This is a genomic window from Streptococcus mitis, assembly GCF_009496205.1.
In the GTDB taxonomy this organism is placed as follows: Bacteria; Bacillota; Bacilli; order Lactobacillales; family Streptococcaceae; genus Streptococcus; species Streptococcus mitis_BN.
Genome location: NZ_WIJO01000036.1, coordinates 1 through 20,683, shown reverse-complemented (window position 1 = coordinate 20,683; position 20,683 = coordinate 1). Strand labels below are relative to the sequence as shown.

The following is a 20,683-nucleotide window of genomic DNA, read 5'->3' as shown; positions in this document are numbered from 1 at the left end:
TATAGTAACATGTATAACTTATTATTACTCAGCTTGTTAATTATACTTGTTATAAGATTCTTAATTCCTTTGAAATATTGTTATTTTTAATATAATATAGAATTTCTATTACAATATCTTTTAGAAAGCAGGTTACTACATGACAAATTCTGTAAGTTCGAACCGCTCTGAGAAGTACAACATTGCAGCTTTCTTCTCAGGTGTTGGGGGAATTGAGTTGGGATTTGAACAGACCAACGAGTTCAGAGTGGTGTATGCCAATGAGTTTGATAAGTATGCGCGTCAGACTTATCAGTTAAACCATCCAGATACCTATTTGGATGGTCGTGATATTCACGCTGTTCAGCCAGAGGATATTCCAGCTGAGCGCGTGGATGTGATTATGGGAGGTTTCCCCTGTCAGGCCTTTAGTATTGCGGGTTATCGCAAGGGATTTGATGACGATCGTGGCGATCTTTTCTTTGAGTTGCTTCGCATGATTGAGGGGCGTAAACCTCGTGCTATCTTCATCGAAAACGTCAAGAATATGGTCGGTCATGACCACGGCAATACCTTCAAGGTTATTCGTGAAGCCTTGACCGAGAACAACTACTTCATTAAGTGGAAGGTTCTCAATGGGAAAGACTATGGAAATATCCCACAAAACCGTGAGCGGATTTATATCGTTGGTTTTGATACCAAGGAAGCTTATGACTTGTTTGAGTTTCCAGAGGAGATCAAGCTGACTACGACTCTTCAGGATGTGATTAACTTTGGTGAACAGCTAGACGAGGTCTACTACTACCGTGAAGGCAAGCAGAATTTCTATGACCAGTTGAAGTTTGAAGTTACCAGTCAAGATACAGTTTACCAGTGGCGCCGTCAGTATGTTCGTGAAAACAAAAACGGTGTCGTACCTACCCTCACAGCCAATATGGGAACAGGTGGACATAACGTTCCACTGATCTTGACAGACAGTGGCGAGATTCGGAAGTTGACTCCCAAAGAAACCTTTAATGTTCAAGGTTATCCTAAGTCCTTTAAAATCCCAGAAGGGGTTTCCAATGGTCAGCTCTACAAACAAGCTGGAAACAGCGTAGTTGTACCCGTGATTAAACGCATCGCGGAAAATGTTGCCAAGGCCTTAAATGAAAGCCAAGGGCAATCTCAACTTGACCGCTCAGGAAAATTTGCCATTATCTACACCAAGATGAACGGCCAATTTGAAGGCGAGTCCTATGTCAAGGATTTTGTAGATAGCTATGACCAGGCTCTTAAAAAAATCAAGTCTTATGACGATGGTTTAGCTGTTTTATCAGATGAAGAGTATTTGAGACTTGTAAAAAAACAAGGCAAACTCGAATTTTACAGTATTAATTAACGAATATATAAGAAGATTAGTGAAAAACTAATCTTCTTTTGATATACTGAAAATAGAAAAGAGGGCGCTTATGTGGGAACATCTAAAGTCTGAACAAAAAGAAAAATACAAAACCTTAATTACCAACTTCGCTAGTTTGAGCCAAGCTTTCTCTCAAAAGGCAGAATCAGAAGACGAGGGACAAACAGAGAATTATGTGGCTCCGATCGTTAACTCCAAATTTCAGGAGACAGTTTTTCAGAAGGCTTTTAATGCTGTAGGGGAAGATATCGCCAATACTTCCTATGATGCTTCTGTTGTTGTAGATGAAAATCATAAATACCTAGTAGGCATCAAGTCTTTTGGGATTAATTCAGGAGACCAAAAAATTGCCCAGTTCAAGAAAGATTCTCAATCTTGGACGGACTTGTTGGGTGATATCAAGTTTCATGCAGATATTGCAGCTAATAAAGAAACAGCGGATAAAGAAAACTATCAACGCTATGAAGAGTTGGCACGAAAGATTGCGACCTTAAGAAACCAGAGAATTGAGTCCTCTAAGGCACAGATCAAGGGTTTCAACTCGGATTCGGTCAACGTTGAAGCTGTTTATCATGTTTTGATGCCAACACCAAAAGGAGAAAATCCTAAGATTTTTGTTGGGGAAACATCTTATTTGCCAGTCGATATTGATAATCTAGTCATTGAAGGCTCAACTACCAAAAACAATCCAACTAATTTCCGTTTTACGGATGGACAACACCACTACAAGTACACTGCGGCTGACAGCCAGCTTCACATGACTTTTAATAATAAAGACATTGTGGTAGACACTTGGGACGTTCACTATATCGAAGATCCTTTTTCTCTCTTTGAAAATCTTCATTTACTGACAGCTAAAAAGGAAAAATCCGATATCTTAGAAACAGTGTCTTGGGTTATTACAGATAAACATGGAAATGTGGAAGAAAACTCTGGTTTCAATGCCTTTAACGGAGGATCAAAACTAGCTAAGAAAGATCGTCTGCCACGGATTCTAAAGATTCAGGAAAAATTCAAAGACAGTCTGGCTCCAGAAGGACTAGCCTTTGTGGCTTTTTCTTTAGAAGAAATCCTCTTGAAAAAGTGGACTAGCAAGGAAGAAAAAGTTCAGATGAAGGCTATTCGTGAGGACTTGATTCACTTTGTCCACAATACTGGAAATAAAAAACTCATCAAAGAGATTGAACAGCTGGTTTATCGTCCAGTTAGTGAAGTCTACATTCCTCTGCCAGACTCTAAGAACTTCCATGATGAAAGACCTAATTTCTTTGGTTCTGGATTTGGGACTTTTGAACCTGGCACTAAAAAACTAGCTCTATCTAAAGAAGAAAGAACTTTTAAACTACGCTTTTTATCTTCTGGTGATGTTATTAACGCCTATATAAATCAAGAAGCTGGAAAGGCTATTCAGTCTACAGATAAGCAAGAAATTCTTGGAAATTGGATTTTACGTGGTGTTTTCCAGTTGAAAAAACGAGAAGTCTTGACAGGTCAACGACTCAATGAACTGGAAATCAACGGTATTGGCTTGACTAAGTTTAAAAATGAGGAAATCGGTATTGAAGTCATCTGGATTGATACCGAAAATCCACCTAGCGATACCATTGGCTGGGTAGCAAAGAAATAAAAAGTTCGCGGTCTTTTTGTTTTGTGTTTTACAGTTTTTTCTTGACAAGTCTTTCTTTTTTATGGTATTCTTTTATGCAACAAGTGTTGCGCAACGAATGTTACGTGAAAGGAGTCTTATGCCGCCAAAGGTTAAATTTAGTAAAGAGGCTATCATTGGGACAGCTTTACAATTGGTGAGAGAAGAGGGCATGGCTAGTTTGACGGCTCGAGCATTAGCGGAGCAACTGGGAGCCACACCAAGAGTCATTTTTGGGCAATTTGCCAATATGGCCGAGTTACAAGCAGAGGTTATTGGTGCTGCGGAAATGGTCGTGGTGGAGTATATTCGTAAGGCCTTAGAAGATGAGAAGCCTTTTCGATCCGTCGGGGTTGCTTATATCCTTTTCGCCTCAAAAGACCCCCAACTCTTTCAATTGCTTTTCCAAAATCCCAGCAAAGATCCGATTCGTCGCTTTCAAGATTTTCTTCCCATGAAGGATCATAGTTACCAATTGGTTCTGGATTCGATCATCGCAGACTATCCTTTGACTGTAGAGGAGGCTGGTCGCTTGTACCAGCATCTATTTATCTACTCACACGGGATGGCTTCAATGGTTGCTTCTGGCATTTATCAATTCAGCATGGAAGAAGTGATTGGATTACTGACAGAGGTTTGTCAATCTCTCATCAAAGAAATGGTAGGAAAGAAATGATTCAACTAGAAAATGTGCACAAAAGTTACGGTCAAACCAAGGTTTTAAAAGGGATTGATTTGCAGATTCAAGATCAGGATGATGTGGTTATCCTCGGTCCTTCTGGATCAGGCAAGTCAACTCTCTTAAACGTTCTGTCAGGTTTAGAAAAGGTAGACGAGGGACATATCCTTATTCAAGGACAGGATTTGGCTCAACTCACAGATACTCAATTGACAGCCTTTAGACGTGAGAAGATTGCCTTTATTTTTCAGCAGTATTATTTATTGCCTAATCTAACAGTCAGACAGAATGTAAAGATGGGGGCAGACCTGGCAAACAATCATGATTTTTTGCAGATTATCGAGGATTTGGGACTTGGCGATAAGCTGGACAAGTACCCGAGTGAATTGTCAGGTGGGGAACAGCAGAGAGTCTCCATTGCTCGGGCCTTGGCCAAAAAGCCAGAGATTCTTTTCTTAGATGAGCCGACGGGAGCCCTGGATGAAGAAACGGGGCGCAAGATTCTCGACTATATCTGGGAGTTAAAGGAAAAGCTTGGTTTGACCCTCATCATGGTGACGCATAACCAAAATATTGCGGATATGGCAAGAACCATCATTCGTGTCAATAGTGGAAAGATTACCGAAGTTGTGACCAATGATCAGCCTCAGACTGCTTATGAGATTGGATGGTAAGCCATGTTTTCAGTAAAAGATATTCGAAAATTAGTTGTCGTCAGTATAATTGGGGCTTGTGCGGTCTTTGTGGCCAATCTTTTCTTGAATTTTTACTTGGACATCGAGCAGTTGGAGATTTCTAAAACCAATCCCATGATTCAGACCTACTATGATGTTCAGATTTCGCTTTCTTGGATGGTGGCCATGGTCAGTGGAGTCGTCTTGTCCTTGACGTCGGTCCTTCTCATGTGTTTTTATATCAAACAATTTGTCGATGATCACAAGGAACAATTAGGAATTTTAAAGGCTTTGGGTTATAGCAATGGCCTGTTGGCTAAACGATTTTGGGCATTTGGGCTCAGTTTTGGTGCCGGAGCGCTTCTTGGCTATTTCGCTTCTTTTCTTATGATGGGGCATTTTTATGACTTCCGGAATGAAAAGGGGATCCTGCCAGAAATCACCATTCATTTTCATTGGCAGCTCTTGCTTGCTTTTGTGGTCCTTCCAACGGCATTTTTTATGCTTATCGCGGTTGGTTATGCTAGAAGACAACTACAAACGCCTGCTCTTCGCTTATTGAAAAAGTCCCCAACACCAATCAAGGTCAAAAGGAGAAAGAGGTCTCCTAAGAAAGAGAAAGACTTCCTAACAGAGCTGTCTTTGTCACTAATTTGGGGGAGAAAATCGATCCTGTTTTTTGTAGTCTTTGGCTCTATGTGTTTTGCGGCCATGGTTCAATTGTCCTTTGGTCTAAGGGGCTACACAGATGACATCATCCAAACCATGATGATCATGATTGGCTTGATCCTTTCTTTCTCTATTCTCTTTTTGTCATTGGGGATTGTCGTCTCAGAAAGTCGCGAAACCCTGACTCTTATGAAGGCTTTTGGCTACACAGATCGTGAATGCCAAGGTCATATCCTATCTCCCTATCGTTTCTGGGCCTATCTAGGATTTGTTCTTGGGACGGCTTATCAGTACGCTATCATGGAAATCTTGATTGGTGTGATCAAAGATACGGTTCCTGAAAAGATTGAGCATCACTTTGATGGGAATGTTTGCTTCTGGACTTTGATCGGTTTTGCTGTGGTTTATGAAAGCCTCTTTTATCTATCCAACAGAAAACTCCAAAAGCAAACCATCAAAGAAGTACTCTTAGCTGAATAAATAGAGAAGGTTGGATTCTCCAGCCTTTTTCTTATGAAACTCATTAACAAGAGAAGGATTTTTCACTATTCTAGGTAAAATGAAATAAAGGAAAGAAAATGAAGTTACTGGCAGGACCTGAAATGATTTTTTACTTGATTTGACGCAACAAATAATCCTTTATCTCTGTAGGAATCCTCTTGCAGTTTGTGGTTGGTATTGGAGTTGCAGCCTTGAGTTATAAATAAATCAATATACCTGTGGTCATGTTATACAGATCTTTCAATTAGCTGAAATATTTCACCTTTATTTTTTCTTAACCTTTGACTATTCCGCAAAATTATCGTAAAATAAAGAGTAAATGATAAAATGAGGTCAGAGTCTGTTCGCTCTGGCGATAGTAGTATAAATGAGGAGAAACGCTTTGGAATTAGAAGTATTTGCTGGGCAAGAAAAAAGTGAACTATCTATGATTGAGGTAGCGCGTGCTATCTTGGAACTTCGTGGTCGCGACCATGAGATGCATTTTAGCGATCTTGTAAACGAAATTCAAAACTACCTTGGAACATCAAACAGCGATATCCGTGAAGCTTTGCCTTTGTTCTACACAGAGTTGAACTTTGACGGTAGCTTCATCTCACTTGGAGACAACAAATGGGGTCTTCGTTCATGGTATGGTGTAGACGAAATCGACGAAGAAATCATCGCTCTTGAAGAAAATGATGACGATGAAGTAGCACCAAAAGCTAAGAAAAAACGTGTCAATGCCTTTATGGATGGTGATTCAGATGCCATTGACTACAATGCGGATGATCCAGAAGACGAAGACGCATACGAAGCAGATCCAGCTCTTTCATACGATGATGAAAATCCAGATGATGAGAAAAACGAAGTGGAAGCTTACGATGCAGAAATCAACGAAATTGCTCCAGATGACTTGGGAGAAGACGTGGATCTCAACGAAGAAGACGATGAGTTTTCTGATGATGACGCTGAAAACAACGAGGAATAAAAGTTAGCTATTGACAATTATTCTATTTTTAGGTATCATATTGTTCGGGCACCTCTTTTAGAGGTCGGGGCTCCCTAGTTATTAGGGAGCTATTTTTGTTTTTTCAAGAAGTTATCTTCTTGTATTTTATACTCAATGAAAATCAAAGAGCAAACTAGAAAGCTAGCCGCAGGTTGCTCAAAGCATTGCTTTGAGGTTGTAGATAGAACTGACGAAGTCAGTAACATATATACGGCAAGGCGACGTTGACGCGGTTTGAATTTGATTTTCGAAGAGTATTAGTTGTGAATCTGGTGCAGTTGTTCCAGATTATTCTTATTAGTAGGGTCTTGTTTTCTATGTCCCCTCGTAGTTGACAAGACCTTGAGCATTTTAGAAAGAGGAATCTATGTCAACGAAATATATTTTTGTAACTGGTGGTGTGGTATCGTCTATTGGGAAAGGGATTGTGGCAGCGAGTCTAGGCCGTCTCTTGAAAAATCGTGGTCTCAAAGTAACCATTCAAAAGTTTGACCCTTATATTAATATTGACCCAGGAACTATGAGTCCTTACCAGCACGGGGAAGTTTTTGTGACAGATGATGGAGCTGAGACAGATTTAGACTTGGGTCACTATGAACGTTTCATCGATATCAATCTCAATAAATATTCCAACGTGACAACTGGGAAAATTTACAGTGAAGTTCTTCGTAAAGAACGCCGTGGAGAATACCTTGGGGCAACTGTTCAGGTTATTCCTCATATCACAGATGCTTTGAAAGAAAAAATCAAGCGTGCCGCTCTAACGACTGATTCTGATGTCATTATCACAGAGGTCGGTGGAACTGTTGGAGATATCGAGTCCTTGCCATTCCTAGAGGCCCTTCGTCAGATGAAGGCAGATGTGGGTGCGGATAATGTCATGTATATCCATACAACCTTGCTGCCATATCTCAAGGCCGCTGGTGAAATGAAAACCAAACCAACTCAACACTCTGTCAAAGAATTACGTGGTTTGGGAATTCAGCCAAATATGTTGGTGATTCGTACAGAGCAGCCAGCTGGTCAAGGGATTAAAAACAAACTGGCCCAGTTCTGTGATGTGGCACCAGAAGCCGTTATCGAGTCGTTGGATGTCGAACATCTTTACCAAATTCCATTGAACTTGCAGGCACAAGGTATGGACCAAATTGTTTGTGACCATTTGAAATTAGACGCACCAGCAGCGGATATGACGGAGTGGTCAGCCATGGTGGATAAGGTCATGAACCTCAAGAAACAAGTTAAAATTTCCCTTGTCGGTAAGTATGTTGAGTTGCAAGATGCTTATATCTCAGTGGTCGAAGCCTTGAAACACTCTGGTTATGCCAACGACGCAGAAGTGAAGATTAATTGGGTCAATGCCAATGATGTGACAGCAGAAAATGTGGCAGAGCTCTTGTCGGATGCGGACGGAATCATCGTACCAGGAGGTTTTGGCCAACGTGGTACGGAAGGGAAAATCCAAGCCATCCGTTATGCGCGTGAAAATGATGTTCCAATGTTGGGTGTCTGCTTAGGAATGCAGTTGACTTGTATCGAGTTTGCTCGTCACGTTTTGGGTCTTGAAGGTGCCAATTCTGCTGAACTTGCACCAGAAACAAAATATCCTATCATTGATATCATGCGTGATCAGGTTGATGTTGAAGATATGGGTGGAACCCTTCGTTTGGGACTTTACCCATCTAAGTTGAAACGTGGTTCTAAGGCAGCAGCTGCTTATCATAATCAAGAAGTGGTGCAACGTCGTCACCGTCACCGTTATGAGTTTAACAACGCCTTTCGTGAACAGTTTGAGGCAGCAGGTTTTGTCTTTTCAGGAGTTTCACCTGATAATCGTTTGGTCGAAATTGTGGAAATTCCTGAAAATAAATTCTTTGTGGCTTGTCAGTATCACCCTGAACTTTCCAGTCGTCCAAACCGTCCAGAAGAACTCTACACTGCCTTTGTTACTGCAGCAGTTGAGAATAGTAACTAGTTATCCTCTAATCTCTGAGAGCAATCTCAGAGGTTTTTTGCTTGCATATTTAGGATAAGATTTGCAAAAAAAATAGATAGTGATATAATTAATATAATAATTCCTAAGGAGAATATACAATGAAAAAAATCACACTATTTTGTTTGTCTCTAGCAGGTTTAGCTTTACTGGCTTTCCCTCATTCAGGAAAAGCATTCGAATTGGAAGAAGAATGGGTTATTAAGGGTGGGGTTAAGTATCAAGATGGTAAAATTCTTCGATTTAATAATGGCCATGAAGTAGATATCAAAGTCTTGGATTTGCCAAAAACTGAGAAAGTCGAGTGGACGGTTAGTCTCGATGGTCAAGATCAGACTGTCAATTTCCTAGGCCAAGAAAAGGACAAGTCTATGATGGGCGTAGACGGGCGTTACCTGAATTTCTATGTTCCATATGGCTATAGAGGAGATATCAAGGTAGAAGCTAAGAACGGAAACGAAGTGAAGACCTGGTCAACGAAAGTTGTGAATGATATTCATAATGATAGTGGAAAGAGAGGCTACTACCATATTAAAGAATCAAATGATCAATACACCTACCTTGATACAAAATGGGACTATCAAACCAAGACTTACACTGCTACCTTACCAGAGACTGTCAATGGTCAAAAAGTATATGCTTGGGCAGACTATGATAATGGTGAGTTGAAGCTTGAAAAACTAAAATCTATCAGTCATAAATATGATGGAGGATCTTTCAAAGAACTTTATCCGATTGTAAAAGCAGAAAGCTGGCTAAAATCAAACCAAAACTGGTACTATCAAAAACAAGGTCAATTAGTACAGAATGCTTGGGTTAAAGACAAGGGAACTTGGTACTTTATGAATGATAAAGGAGTCATGTTCAATCAAACTTGGCTCTATCAAGGTAGCAACTGGTATGCCTTTAAATCATCAGGAGCCATGATTGCGAGTGACTGGCTTTACGACCAAGGCAAGTGGTACTATTTATCAACTTCAGGAGCCATGAAAGCAAGCAATTGGGTTTATGACAAGGGAGAATGGTATTATGTAAGTTCTTCTGGTGCCATGCTAGCGAATGATTGGGTCAAAGATAATGGCAAGTGGTATTATCTAGCTTCATCAGGTAAGATGCTTCGCAATACCTACACACCTGATGGTTACTACGTTGGCAACTCAGGTGCTTGGCAATAAGAATAAGAAGTCCTTTTCCTTCAAGGAAGGGACTTTTTACTTGCTTTTCTGCTGCTTCCTCATTTGTCCTGAAGCGTTTTTTGTGTTAAAATGAATGGTATGAAAGCTAAAAAAATGTGGATGGCAGGCTTGGCTCTGCTTGGTATTGGAAGCCTTGCCCTTGCTACGAAAAAAGTTGCAGATGACCGCAAGCTCATGAAGACTCAGGAAGAGTTGACAGCGATTGTGCGAGACTATTTTTCAGACATGGGGGAAATTGCGACCCTCTATGTTCAAGTTTATGAAAGTAGTCTGGAGAGCTTGGTTGGTGGCGTAATCTTTGAGGATGGCCGTCATTATACCTTTGTCTATGAAAATGAAGACCTGATCTATGAGGAGGAAGTCTTATGATACAACCAGCAAGTTTAGAAGAATTGGCATCTTTAGTAGAAAAAGATGGGAAGAAGGTCTTTCTTTTTGTGGCGGACTGGTGTGGCGATTGTCGTTATATCTACCCTGCATTGCCAGAAATTGAGGAGACCAATCCTGAGTTCACCTTTATTCGAGTGGACCGAGACCAGTATATAGAATTGGCCAAACTTTGGGATGTTTATGGAATCCCTAGCCTTGTTGTTCTAGAAAAGGACAAGGAAATCGGCCGTTTTGTTAATCGTGACCGTAAAAGCAAGCAACAAATTAATGACTTTTTAGCAGGATTGAAATAGGAGAAAAAGGAAACAATGATTTTTACATATAACAAAGAACATGTCGGTGATGTCCTTATGGTCATCGTGAAAAACAGCGGAGATGCCAAACTGGAAGTGGAACGCAAAGGAAATGTAGCCCGTGTTTTTCTAAAAGATAATGGGGAAACAGTAGCTTGGAATATTTTCGAAGTTTCAAGTTTATTTGAAATTGCAGAGCGCGGTCAAGTCTTTTTATCAGATGAGCAAGCCGCTCGTTTGAACCAAGAATTACAGGCGGAAGGTTTTACAGAAGAAATTGTCAATGACAAGGAACCTAAGTTTGTTGTTGGTGAGATTGTCGAGATGGTAGCTCATCCTGATAGTGACCACCTCAACATCTGCCAAGTTGCAGTCGCAAGTGACAAGACAGTACAAATCGTTGCAGGGGCTCCTAATGCGCGTGTCGGTCTGAAAACCATTGTGGCTCTTCCGGGAGCTATGATGCCAAAAGGCAATCTCATTTTCCCAGGCGAACTTCGTGGCGAAAAGAGTTTTGGTATGATGTGTAGCCCTCGTGAATTGCATCTGCCAAATGCTCCGCAAAAACGTGGTATTATTGAATTATCAGAAGATCAAGTTGTCGGAACACCATTCGACCCAGCTAAACACTGGACTGCCTAAGAAATTGTCAGTATCTGATAGACCAGATAGAAGGATATAAGATGGCAAAAAATGTAGTGATTACAGGGGCGACATCAGGTATTGGTGAAGCGATTGCGCGTGCTTATTTGGATCAGGGTGAGAATGTCGTTCTAACTGGACGACGGACAGAAAGGCTCGAAGCCCTTAAGTCGGAGTTTGCAGAAACTTTTCCAAATCAAACAGTTTGGACTTTTCCATTAGATGTGACGGATATGACCATGGTCAAGACTGTCTGCTCCGATATTTTGGAAACGATAGGGAAGATTGATATTTTGGTCAATAATGCCGGACTGGCGCTAGGTTTAGCACCTTATCAGAACTATGAAGAGTTGGATATGTTGACCATGCTAGATACCAATGTCAAAGGTTTGATGGCAGTTACTCGCTGTTTCTTGCCAGCAATGGTAAAAGCCAATCAAGGTCATATTATCAATATGGGGTCAACTGCAGGAATCTATGCCTATGCAGGTGCAGCTGTCTATTCAGCCACCAAGGCGGCAGTTAAGACTTTTTCAGATGGACTGCGAATTGATACCATCGCAACGGATATCAAGGTGACAACCATTCAGCCAGGGATTGTCGAAACAGATTTTTCTACGGTACGTTTTCATGGTGATAAAGAGAGAGCTGCGTCCGTTTACCAAGGAATAGAAGCCTTGCAAGCTCAGGATATTGCAGACACAGTAGTCTATGTGACCAGTCAACCTAGTCGTGTGCAGATTACAGATATGACCATCATGGCCAATCAACAGGCAACAGGTTTCATGGTTCATAAAAAGTAAAAAATTTCCTCGAAAAGTTACAAATTTCTGTAACTTTTTTTGATTTCCTACGAATAGATAAGTAGGAGGAAAAAATATGTATAATAAAGTTATCTTAATCGGACGCTTGACGTCTACACCAGAATTGCACAAAACCAACAATGACAGGTCAGTAGCGCGAGCAACTATCGCTGTGAATCGTCGTTACAAAGACCAAAATGGCGAACGTGAAGCTGATTTTGTCAATATGGTCCTATGGGGTAGACTAGCAGAAACTTTGGCAAGCTACGCAACTAAAGGTAGTCTCATTTCCGTTGATGGGGAATTGCGTACTCGTCGCTTTGAGAAAAATGGTCAAATGAATTATGTGACCGAAGTACTTGTTACTGGATTCCAACTCTTGGAAAGTCGTGCCCAACGTGCCATGCGTGAAAATAACGCAGGACAGGATTTGGCAGATTTGGTATTGGAAGAGGAAGAATTGCCATTTTAAATATTGAAAAGTCTGAGTTGGTCTCAGGCTTTTTATCTTGAGAAAGTCAGACTTTTTTCTTGACTATTTCTGACCAAGTGATACAATAGAACTATGATTTAGCACTCATGTATAAAGAGTGCTAATAATATCTATCTCATTATGGAGGAAATCAGATGTTGAAACCATTAGGAGACCGTGTGGTCTTGAAAATCGAAGAAAAAGAACAAACTGTTGGAGGCTTTGTCCTTGCAGGCTCAGCCCAAGAAAAAACCAAAACAGCTCAAGTTGTGGCTACTGGACAAGGTGTTCGTACCTTGAACGGTGACTTGGTTGCTCCAAGTGTTAAAGCTGGAGACCGTGTCTTGGTTGAAGCACACGCAGGTCTTGATGTCAAAGATGGCGATGAAAAGTACATCATCGTAGGCGAAGCTAACATCTTGGCTATCATTGAAAAATAGAAGGAGAAAGTAAGTATGTCAAAAGAAATTAAATTTTCATCTGATGCTCGTTCAGCTATGGTCCGTGGTGTCGATATCCTTGCAGACACTGTTAAAGTAACCTTGGGACCAAAAGGTCGAAATGTCGTTCTTGAAAAGTCATTCGGTTCACCCTTGATTACCAATGACGGTGTGACCATTGCCAAAGAAATCGAATTGGAAGACCATTTTGAAAATATGGGTGCCAAATTGGTATCAGAAGTAGCTTCAAAAACCAACGATATCGCAGGTGACGGAACGACAACTGCAACTGTTTTGACCCAAGCAATCGTCCGTGAAGGCATCAAAAACGTCACAGCAGGTGCAAATCCAATCGGCATTCGTCGTGGGATTGAAACAGCAGTTGCTGCAGCAGTTGAAGCCTTGAAAAACAACGCCATCCCTGTTGCCAACAAAGAAGCTATCGCTCAGGTTGCTGCTGTATCTTCTCGTTCTGAAAAAGTCGGTGAATACATTTCTGAAGCCATGGAAAAAGTTGGCAAAGATGGAGTCATCACTATCGAAGAGTCACGTGGTATGGAAACAGAACTTGAAGTTGTGGAAGGAATGCAGTTTGACCGTGGTTACCTTTCACAGTACATGGTGACAGATAGCGAAAAAATGGTGGCTGATCTTGAAAATCCATACATTTTGATTACTGATAAGAAGATTTCAAATATCCAAGAAATCTTGCCACTCCTAGAAAGTATTCTCCAAAGCAATCGTCCACTCTTGATTATTGCGGATGATGTGGATGGCGAGGCTCTTCCAACTCTTGTTTTGAACAAGATTCGTGGAACCTTCAACGTAGTAGCAGTTAAGGCACCTGGTTTTGGTGACCGTCGCAAAGCCATGCTTGAAGATATCGCCATTTTAACAGGCGGAACAGTTATCACAGAAGATCTTGGTCTTGAGTTGAAAGATGCGACAATTGAAGCTCTTGGTCAAGCAGCGAGAGTAACTGTGGACAAAGATAGCACTGTTATCGTAGAAGGTGCTGGAAATCCTGAAGCGATTTCCCACCGTGTTGCAGTTATCAAGTCTCAAATCGAAACTACAACATCTGAATTTGACCGTGAAAAATTGCAAGAACGCTTGGCGAAATTGTCAGGTGGTGTCGCAGTCATCAAGGTCGGATCTGCAACTGAAACTGAGTTGAAAGAAATGAAACTCCGCATTGAAGATGCCCTCAACGCTACTCGTGCAGCCGTTGAAGAAGGAATCGTTGCAGGTGGTGGAACAGCCCTTGTAAATGTCATCCCAGCTGTTACTGCCTTGGAATTGACAGGAGACGAAGCAACAGGACGCAATATTGTTCTCTGTGCTTTGGAAGAACCTGTTCGTCAAATTGCCCATAATGCTGGATTTGAAGGATCTATCGTTATCGATCGTTTGAAAAATGCTGAAGTTGGTACAGGTTTCAATGCAGCAACTGGCGAGTGGGTTAATATGATTGATCAAGGGATTATTGACCCAGTGAAAGTGAGTCGTTCAGCTCTACAAAATGCAGCATCTGTAGCCAGCTTGATTTTAACTACGGAAGCAGTCGTAGCCAATAAACCAGAACCAGTAGCCCCAGCTCCAGCCATGGATCCAAGCATGATGGGTGGGATGATGTAAGCTTTCTATAGAAAATAACTTATAAAAAACACAAAAGGAGGGGATGAGTACCCCTCCTTTTTATGCTATTCACTTCTAAATAGATTTGAGCTCTCCTAACTTATATGATAAAATAAGACTAGAAAAAGGAGAAGAACATGATCGATGTAGAAGAAATTCTGAGCAAGATGAACCCCAATCAGAAGATTAATTATGACCGTGTTATGCAGAAAATGGTACAAGTATGGGAGAAAAATGAGGAGCGGCCAACCATTCTCATGCATGTTTGTTGTGCCCCTTGTAGTACCTATACCTTAGAATACCTAACTAAGTATGCAGATGTGACCATCTATTTTGCCAATTCAAATATCCATCCCAAGGCAGAATACCATAAGCGTGCCTATGTGACTAAAAAGTTTGTCAGTGATTTCAATGAGCGAACTGGCAATAACGTTCAATACCTAGAAGCTCCTTATGAACCTAACGAATATCGTAAACTGGTTCGAGGTTTGGAAGAAGAGCCTGAAGGTGGCGACCGTTGTAAGGTTTGCTTTGACTACCGCCTGGATAAAACAGCTCAAGTGGCTATGGATTTAGGTTTTGACTACTTCGGTTCAGCCTTGACCATCAGTCCTCATAAGAATTCTCAAACCATTAACAGCATCGGAATCGATGTGCAAAAAATTTATACAACCCATTATCTTCCAAGTGATTTCAAGAAAAATCAAGGCTACAAACGTTCGGTAGAGATGTGTGAAGAGTATGACATCTACCGTCAATGTTATTGTGGATGCGTCTATGCAGCCCAGGCTCAGAATATTGATTTGGTTCAGGTTAAGAAGGACGCCACGGCTTTCTTACTGGATAAGGATGTTGAAAAAGATTATTCCCATATCAAATTCACAGTTACAAAATTAGATATATAAATGAAAACTTGCCTCAAGGTAGGTTTTTTGCTAGTAGAAAAGCGATAGACAGAAATTGCTGGACCAATCTTTGAATTTCTAGTCCAAGGTTTTTGAGTCTTCAACAAGCCTTGGGCTCTTAAAAAAATGAAGTTTTGCTCAAAAGAGCTTTTTAAATGAAAACGAGCAAATATCAGTTCAAATTTGTTTCAAAAGAAGAACGGATAAATTAATCCATGCTTTGTTTTTGAGTTAGGAAGTTAAGCATGCTAAACTGAGTCGTAGGAATAAATTTCTTTATAGAAATGTGTTACAACTTTGCTATAACGGAATATTCCTTTTTTGCATTTATACAATTTATTTAACACTATCTTTATTCTTGTGATATAATGTCAAATTATAGAGTGGAGGTCATTTAAAATGATTGATAAAGTAATTGAACAATATAAAAGTCATGATAATCTTGATATTCGAGTAGAATTGCATAAGAAGTATTCAAAAAATAAATTGGGATTTAATAATTGGATATTTTCTAACTACCAAATCACTGATGAAGTAAAGGTTCTAGAATTGGGATGTGGTACAGGAGAACTGTGGAAAAGTAATAGTGATTCTATAGATAAAATGAAGCAGTTGGTTGTTACAGATTTTTCTAAAGATATGGTAAAATTAACGAAGTCAGTGATTGGAAATAGAGACAATGTCAACTATGAGATAATGGATATTCAAAAGATTTCTTTTGAGAATGAAACGTTTGATATTGTTATTGCTAATATGCTTTTACATCATGTGAATGATATTCCTAAAGCTCTCTCTGAGGTAAATAGGGTCTTAAAAACAGGAGGAATTTTTTACTGTGCTACATTTGGTGAAAATGGAGTTGTAAATTATTTGGCAAGTTTATTTAAAGATGAGGTTAATCAAGATTTAGAAAATAAAACGTTTACTTTACAAAATGGTAAAAGGTACCTGAGCAAGTATTTTAACTCTGTCGATACATTACTCTATGATGATGAGTTGCAGGTAACTAGTATAGATGACCTAGTTAAATACATCCAATCATTTAAAGGAATTTCAGAAATAGGTTCACTAGAAGAGGAAATAATACGTAAAAGATTGGAAAGTGAGTTTTATAATGGTATGATGATCATTCCTAAAGAATATGGTATGTTTATCGCTCGAAAAGAAAGTTAAGGGAACGAAAGTGTGAAAAATTATGGAGAAGCTTTTCGATATTTTAGAAAATTAAACGGATATTCTTTAGAGTATGCTGCAGCTGATTCTATATCAAAATCTCAACTTTCTAGATTTGAAAGGGGAGAAAATGAAATTTCTCTTTCAACGTTCTTTAAATTATTATCAAATATCAATGTTTCGATAGAGAATTTTTGTAATTACTTAGAACATTATAAAAGATCGGAACTTGATGATTTTTTGGTTAATTTATCTCCGAATTTTTATAGTTTGAATACTAAAGGATTGGAGGAAATAAAAAATGAGCAACAAAAACTTTTTGAGAAGAGTGGGGAAAAAACTCATAAAATAAATACAATTATGGTTCAGGGATTATTAAATCAGATAGATTGTAATTATGTAGTTAGTAGAGAAGATCTAAATTTAGTATATGACTATTTATTCCAGAAGGAACGATGGGAGTCTTATGAGATAACATTGATTGGTAATTTATATCATCTTTTTGAAATAGATTATATTTACAGGGTCGGAAAAGAAATACTAGAGCGTACACATTATTACGAAAAAATCGGTAAGAATAGAAATTTAGTTGTGTCAGCTTGTTTAAATTTTTGGTTCTGTTGCCTTGAAAATTCACATCTAATATATGCAGACTACTTTGAAATGACATTAAAGAAATTATTAAAAGATGACACAAAAGTTTTTGAAAAATCTACATTCAAATTTGTAGAAGGATATAAAATATATCTGACTGAATCTAAAGAATCTGGAATTAAACAAATGAACAATGTCATAAAATATTTTGAGTTTATTGAATCTAAAAGTATTGCTTTATATTTTCAAAAACGATTAAATGAGTTGGTAGATTAAATAGCATTTTCTCTGTTGAGATATTGTTTTTAAAATATTGTACTAAATGATTGATGCTATGTGGAAATACAAAAAAATTTTTTTGATACCAAATTGACTTGTATTTTTATACTAATCATTTTTGTATTTTTTGTATGAAATGATATAAGCTTGTTGTAAACTTACAAGGAATAAAGACATTAAAAAATAACAGTATATCTATTTGTTTTATATATTTTACGAATTCTGCATAAATCTCTTTCTAGTAATGTGTTGTAACTCTACTATAATGGATTTATTCCTTTTTATGTTTACACAATTTATTTTACACTACCAAAAAATAAGGTCAGGATTTTGTTCCTGACCTTTGACAACTTTACCGATTCTTTAGTTCTACATAGCGCTTGTACCAAATGTTTACATAGGCTTCTGAGAAAGGACCACGTCCATTATTAATCCAATCAACAAGAATTTTGACATGTTCTTTTAAAATATAGTCCAAGTCATCAGAATAATTCATTTTGCGTTTGTGACGCTCATACTCCTCAACGTCCAAGAGACGTTTTTCCCCATCCGTAAAAATTTTAACATCCAAATCATAATCAATATACTTCAGTGCTTCTTCATCCAGATAGTAGGGGCTAGCCATATTGCAATAGTAGGAAATTCCATTATCACGAATCATGGCAATGATATTAAACCAATATTTCTTGTGAAAGTAAACAATAGCCGGTTCTCGAGTGACCCAACGACGACCATCACTTTCGGTAACCAGTGTATGATCGTTGACACCAATAATGGCGTTTTCTGTTGTTTTTAGTACCATGGTGTCCCGCCAAGTTCGGTGGAGACTCCCATCATGCTTATAACTTTGAATTGTAATAAAGTCGCCTTCTTTTGGAAGCTTCATAACTAACCAACTTTCTACAATTTATAAGTTTATCGTCTACTATTGTACCATAAAATTACCTAAAATCTGTGAATTTTACATGAAAATATTAAAGATATTCTCTGAGAGCGCTTGCTATATCCGAAAAATCGTAGCCTTTTCGAGCTAAAACTTGAGTTAAACGCTGTTTAAGTTCGTATCCTTCATACTTTCGAGCATACTTAGCATATTGCTTATCAAGTTCCTTGAAGATGAGTTCCTGAGTCGTTTCTTGGTCAACTTGACTATCCAACTCGTCAAAGGCAACTTTAGCATCAGGATAGGAAAATCCTTTGTTGGTCAGATTTTGGATGATCTTATCTTGCAAGGCACGAGTTGGAAGCTTTCCCTCATATTTTTTCAATAGTGTATTCGCTACACGTTGAGCAACTTCAGAAAAATCAAATTCTTTCAAGTTCTCTTCTATAGTGGATTTTGAAATCCCTTTTTGTGTTAGTTTCTGAGTCAGTACATAAGGCCCCTTGTCTCCTGAAAGTTGATTGGCATTGATGATAGCATAAGCGTACTGAGCATCATTAATCCACTTATCTTTTTTAAGATTAATAATGACTTGAGAAACGATGTTTTCATCAATATCGTATTTTTTCAGATATTCTCTGACTTCTTTTTCAGTGCGCGCTTTAAAGGATAGGTGGTAGAGAGCTAGATTCTTACCGTAAGAAAATTGGGCAAAGTCCTGAATCTCTTTCAATTCTTCTTGGCTTATAACCTTATCTCTTGATAACATAAAACGAACAATTGTATCTTCAGTAATGTAGCATTTGTCGTCATTATCAAGCTCCATCAGATAGAGTCTTTTTTTCTTTTCAAGTTTTGTGATTTTCATAGTTCTATTATAACTCAAAATGTGATAAGATAGGGGTATGAATCTGAAAGTGAAACAAAAAATACCATTAAAAATCAAGCGCATGGGAATTAATGGTGAGGGAATCGGCTTTTATCAAAAAACATTAGTCTTTGTGCCTGGTGCTCTCAAAGGAGAAGATATCTATTGTCAGATTACTTCTATTAAACGTAACTTTGTTGAGGCAAAATTACTGAAGGTCAACAAGAAGTCTAAATTCCGTGTTGTGCCAGCATGTACTATTTACAATGAGTGCGGAGGCTGCCAAATCATGCACCTGCATTATGATAAGCAGCTGGAGTTCAAGACGGACTTACTTCATCAAGCGCTGAAAAAATTTGCTCCTGCAGGATATAAAAATTATGAAATCCGTCCAACTATTGGAATGCAGGAACCAAAGTACTACCGTGCTAAGTTACAATTTCAGACTCGAAAATTTCACAATCAGGTCAAGGCGGGATTATATGCACAAAACTCTCACTATTTAGTAGAGTTGAAAGACTGCCTGGTACAAGACAAGGAAACCCAAGTGATTGCTAATCGTCTAGCAGAATTGCTTACTTATCACCAGATTCCAATCACCGATGAGAGAAAAGTTCTAGGTGTTAGGACTATTATGGTCCGACGAGCAAGAAAGACTGGACAGGTTCAGATTATTATTGTTACAAACCGTCAGCTTAATTTAACCCAACTAGTAAGAGACTTAGTTAAAGATTTTCCAGAAGTTGTGACAGTAGCTGTTAATACAAATACAGCTAAAACCAGTGAGATTTATGGTGAAAAGACAGAGATTATCTGGGGACAAGAGAGTGTTCAAGAAGGTGTTCTCGATTATGAATTTTCACTATCTCCTCGAGCTTTCTATCAACTAAATCCTGAACAAACAGAAGTTCTTTATAACGAAGCGGTAAAAGCCTTGGAAGTTACTAAAGAAGACCATTTGATTGACGCTTATTGTGGAGTTGGAACGATTGGATTTGCCTTTGCAAAGAAAGTAAAAACACTCAGAGGTATGGATATTATTCCAGAAGCCATTGAAGATGCTAAGCGAAATGCTAAAAGAATGGGATTTGACAACACACATTACGAAGCAGGAACAGCGGAAAAGATTATTCCTCGCTGGTATAAGGAAGGCTACCGAGCAGATGCTCTAATCGTAGATCCACCACGTACAGGTCTGGATGACAAGTTATTAGATACAATTCTTACCTATGTACCAGAAAAAATGGTCTATATTTCTTGTAATGTTTCGACCTTGGCTCGTGATTTGGTAAAGTTAGTAGAAGTCTATGATCTTCATTATATCCAGTCGGTCGATATGTTCCCACATACAGCTCGAACGGAAGCAGTTGTAAAATTAATTAAAAAAATAGGAAAAAGTAGTTGACAAAAAACAAAAAGCCGGTATAATAGTAAGAGTTGAAAATAACAACTCTGGTCCGTTGGTCAAGGGGTTAAGACACCGCCTTTTCACGGCGGTAACACGGGTTCGAATCCCGTACGGACTATGGTATGTTGCGGATGGAACACTTGATGAAAAAAGTTCAAAAAAGTTT

Annotated in this window: 21 protein-coding genes and 1 tRNA gene; 20 read left to right on the top strand and 2 right to left on the bottom strand. The window is 38.9% G+C overall.

Translation table 11 applies throughout. The features are described from left to right. Window positions 1-139 precede the first annotated feature (139 nt). From GEZ85_RS06850 to GEZ85_RS06760, 18 genes are all read left to right on the top strand, one after another. Window positions 140-1,360 (top strand): DNA cytosine methyltransferase, encoded by a 1,221-nt coding sequence (locus GEZ85_RS06850; RefSeq protein ID WP_153209852.1) that lies wholly within the window; start codon window positions 140-142, stop codon window positions 1,358-1,360. 70 nt (window positions 1,361-1,430) lie between these two features. After that, complete coding sequence (locus tag GEZ85_RS10240) at window positions 1,431-3,008, top strand: hypothetical protein (protein ID WP_194251534.1); 1,578 nt, start codon at window positions 1,431-1,433, stop codon at window positions 3,006-3,008. Between the two features lie 118 nt (window positions 3,009-3,126). After that, the gene (locus GEZ85_RS06840; protein WP_060627108.1) at window positions 3,127-3,702 is read left to right on the top strand and encodes a TetR/AcrR family transcriptional regulator; all 576 of its coding nucleotides are present in this window, start codon (window positions 3,127-3,129) and stop codon (window positions 3,700-3,702) included. Continuing rightward, window positions 3,699-4,379 carry an ABC transporter ATP-binding protein gene (locus GEZ85_RS06835; protein WP_049543830.1) on the top strand — a complete coding sequence of 227 codons (681 nt, stop codon included), beginning with the start codon at window positions 3,699-3,701 and terminating at the stop codon, window positions 4,377-4,379. Before GEZ85_RS06840 ends, GEZ85_RS06835 begins: the two co-directional genes overlap by 4 nt. 3 nt (window positions 4,380-4,382) lie before the next feature. Continuing rightward, window positions 4,383-5,528: an FtsX-like permease family protein gene (locus GEZ85_RS06830; protein ID WP_153209851.1), complete on the top strand. Its 1,146-nt coding sequence runs from the start codon at window positions 4,383-4,385 to the stop codon at window positions 5,526-5,528. Between the two features lie 403 nt (window positions 5,529-5,931). Continuing rightward, window positions 5,932-6,519 (top strand): DNA-directed RNA polymerase subunit delta, encoded by a 588-nt coding sequence (gene rpoE, locus GEZ85_RS06820; RefSeq protein ID WP_033687659.1) that lies wholly within the window; start codon window positions 5,932-5,934, stop codon window positions 6,517-6,519. A gap of 388 nt (window positions 6,520-6,907) precedes the next feature. Beyond that, window positions 6,908-8,515, top strand: coding sequence for a CTP synthase (locus GEZ85_RS06815; RefSeq protein WP_153209850.1), 1,608 nt, complete (start codon window positions 6,908-6,910; stop codon window positions 8,513-8,515). Window positions 8,516-8,634: 119 nt separating this feature from the next. Beyond that, window positions 8,635-9,708 (top strand): N-acetylmuramoyl-L-alanine amidase family protein, encoded by a 1,074-nt coding sequence (locus GEZ85_RS06810; RefSeq protein WP_194251533.1) that lies wholly within the window; start codon window positions 8,635-8,637, stop codon window positions 9,706-9,708. Between the two features lie 90 nt (window positions 9,709-9,798). Then, complete coding sequence (locus GEZ85_RS06805) at window positions 9,799-10,098, top strand: DUF4651 domain-containing protein (RefSeq protein WP_153209849.1); 300 nt, start codon at window positions 9,799-9,801, stop codon at window positions 10,096-10,098. Further along, window positions 10,095-10,412: a thioredoxin family protein gene (locus tag GEZ85_RS06800; RefSeq protein WP_094753573.1), complete on the top strand. Its 318-nt coding sequence runs from the start codon at window positions 10,095-10,097 to the stop codon at window positions 10,410-10,412. Before GEZ85_RS06805 ends, GEZ85_RS06800 begins: the two co-directional genes overlap by 4 nt. A 15-nt stretch (window positions 10,413-10,427) precedes the next feature. Beyond that, window positions 10,428-11,054 (top strand): YtpR family tRNA-binding protein, encoded by a 627-nt coding sequence (ytpR, locus tag GEZ85_RS06795; RefSeq protein ID WP_094753572.1) that lies wholly within the window; start codon window positions 10,428-10,430, stop codon window positions 11,052-11,054. A gap of 41 nt (window positions 11,055-11,095) precedes the next feature. After that, window positions 11,096-11,857, top strand: a complete 762-nt coding sequence (locus GEZ85_RS06790) for an SDR family NAD(P)-dependent oxidoreductase (RefSeq protein ID WP_153209848.1) — start codon at window positions 11,096-11,098, stop codon at window positions 11,855-11,857. A 76-nt stretch (window positions 11,858-11,933) separates the two neighbouring features. Beyond that, window positions 11,934-12,329: a single-stranded DNA-binding protein gene (locus GEZ85_RS06785; RefSeq protein WP_153209847.1), complete on the top strand. Its 396-nt coding sequence runs from the start codon at window positions 11,934-11,936 to the stop codon at window positions 12,327-12,329. 155 nt (window positions 12,330-12,484) lie between these two features. Further along, complete coding sequence (groES, locus tag GEZ85_RS06780) at window positions 12,485-12,769, top strand: co-chaperone GroES (protein WP_033687654.1); 285 nt, start codon at window positions 12,485-12,487, stop codon at window positions 12,767-12,769. Window positions 12,770-12,784: 15 nt separating this feature from the next. Beyond that, window positions 12,785-14,407 carry a chaperonin GroEL gene (gene groL / locus GEZ85_RS06775; RefSeq protein WP_153209846.1) on the top strand — a complete coding sequence of 541 codons (1,623 nt, stop codon included), beginning with the start codon at window positions 12,785-12,787 and terminating at the stop codon, window positions 14,405-14,407. A 137-nt stretch (window positions 14,408-14,544) separates the two neighbouring features. Beyond that, entirely contained in the window at window positions 14,545-15,312 is a 768-nt protein-coding gene (locus GEZ85_RS06770; RefSeq protein ID WP_153209845.1) for an epoxyqueuosine reductase QueH, read from the top strand. Window positions 15,313-15,711: 399 nt separating this feature from the next. Next, window positions 15,712-16,485: a class I SAM-dependent methyltransferase gene (locus GEZ85_RS06765; RefSeq protein ID WP_153209844.1), complete on the top strand. Its 774-nt coding sequence runs from the start codon at window positions 15,712-15,714 to the stop codon at window positions 16,483-16,485. Between the two features lie 12 nt (window positions 16,486-16,497). After that, window positions 16,498-17,355 carry an Rgg/GadR/MutR family transcriptional regulator gene (locus GEZ85_RS06760; RefSeq protein ID WP_322741566.1) on the top strand — a complete coding sequence of 286 codons (858 nt, stop codon included), beginning with the start codon at window positions 16,498-16,500 and terminating at the stop codon, window positions 17,353-17,355. 355 nt (window positions 17,356-17,710) lie between these two features. On the opposite strand, the gene ntdP is transcribed toward GEZ85_RS06760, so the two are convergent. Both ntdP and recX read right to left on the bottom strand, forming a co-directional pair. Then, complete coding sequence (gene ntdP, locus GEZ85_RS06755; RefSeq protein WP_000775316.1) at window positions 17,711-18,244, bottom strand: nucleoside tri-diphosphate phosphatase; 534 nt, start codon at window positions 18,242-18,244, stop codon at window positions 17,711-17,713. Window positions 18,245-18,332: 88 nt separating this feature from the next. Then, window positions 18,333-19,109: a recombination regulator RecX gene (recX, locus tag GEZ85_RS06750; RefSeq protein WP_153209843.1), complete on the bottom strand. Its 777-nt coding sequence runs from the start codon at window positions 19,107-19,109 to the stop codon at window positions 18,333-18,335. 37 nt (window positions 19,110-19,146) lie between these two features. On the opposite strand from recX, the gene rlmD reads away from it, so the two are divergent. Then, window positions 19,147-20,514 (top strand): 23S rRNA (uracil(1939)-C(5))-methyltransferase RlmD, encoded by a 1,368-nt coding sequence (gene rlmD, locus GEZ85_RS06745; RefSeq protein WP_153209842.1) that lies wholly within the window; start codon window positions 19,147-19,149, stop codon window positions 20,512-20,514. Between the two features lie 49 nt (window positions 20,515-20,563). Next, window positions 20,564-20,635: transfer RNA gene (locus GEZ85_RS06740), tRNA-Glu, on the top strand. Window positions 20,636-20,683 lie beyond the last annotated feature (48 nt).

Bases quoted from the DNA above. Each gene is read 5' to 3' on its own strand.
- GEZ85_RS06850 (WP_153209852.1), top strand. From the start codon at position 140: ATGACAAATTCTGTAAGTTCGAACCGCTCTGAGAAGTACAACATTGCA.
- GEZ85_RS10240 (WP_194251534.1), top strand. From the start codon at position 1,431: ATGTGGGAACATCTAAAGTCTGAACAAAAAGAAAAATACAAAACCTTA.
- GEZ85_RS06840 (WP_060627108.1), top strand. From the start codon at position 3,127: ATGCCGCCAAAGGTTAAATTTAGTAAAGAGGCTATCATTGGGACAGCT.
- GEZ85_RS06835 (WP_049543830.1), top strand. From the start codon at position 3,699: ATGATTCAACTAGAAAATGTGCACAAAAGTTACGGTCAAACCAAGGTT.
- GEZ85_RS06830 (WP_153209851.1), top strand. From the start codon at position 4,383: ATGTTTTCAGTAAAAGATATTCGAAAATTAGTTGTCGTCAGTATAATT.
- GEZ85_RS06815 (WP_153209850.1), top strand. From the start codon at position 6,908: ATGTCAACGAAATATATTTTTGTAACTGGTGGTGTGGTATCGTCTATT.
- GEZ85_RS06810 (WP_194251533.1), top strand. From the start codon at position 8,635: ATGAAAAAAATCACACTATTTTGTTTGTCTCTAGCAGGTTTAGCTTTA.
- GEZ85_RS06805 (WP_153209849.1), top strand. From the start codon at position 9,799: ATGAATGGTATGAAAGCTAAAAAAATGTGGATGGCAGGCTTGGCTCTG.
- GEZ85_RS06800 (WP_094753573.1), top strand. From the start codon at position 10,095: ATGATACAACCAGCAAGTTTAGAAGAATTGGCATCTTTAGTAGAAAAA.
- ytpR (WP_094753572.1), top strand. From the start codon at position 10,428: ATGATTTTTACATATAACAAAGAACATGTCGGTGATGTCCTTATGGTC.
- GEZ85_RS06790 (WP_153209848.1), top strand. From the start codon at position 11,096: ATGGCAAAAAATGTAGTGATTACAGGGGCGACATCAGGTATTGGTGAA.
- GEZ85_RS06785 (WP_153209847.1), top strand. From the start codon at position 11,934: ATGTATAATAAAGTTATCTTAATCGGACGCTTGACGTCTACACCAGAA.
- groES (WP_033687654.1), top strand. From the start codon at position 12,485: ATGTTGAAACCATTAGGAGACCGTGTGGTCTTGAAAATCGAAGAAAAA.
- groL (WP_153209846.1), top strand. From the start codon at position 12,785: ATGTCAAAAGAAATTAAATTTTCATCTGATGCTCGTTCAGCTATGGTC.
- GEZ85_RS06770 (WP_153209845.1), top strand. From the start codon at position 14,545: ATGATCGATGTAGAAGAAATTCTGAGCAAGATGAACCCCAATCAGAAG.
- GEZ85_RS06765 (WP_153209844.1), top strand. From the start codon at position 15,712: ATGATTGATAAAGTAATTGAACAATATAAAAGTCATGATAATCTTGAT.
- ntdP (WP_000775316.1), bottom strand. From the start codon at position 18,244: ATGAAGCTTCCAAAAGAAGGCGACTTTATTACAATTCAAAGTTATAAG.
- recX (WP_153209843.1), bottom strand. From the start codon at position 19,109: ATGAAAATCACAAAACTTGAAAAGAAAAAAAGACTCTATCTGATGGAG.
- rlmD (WP_153209842.1), top strand. From the start codon at position 19,147: ATGAATCTGAAAGTGAAACAAAAAATACCATTAAAAATCAAGCGCATG.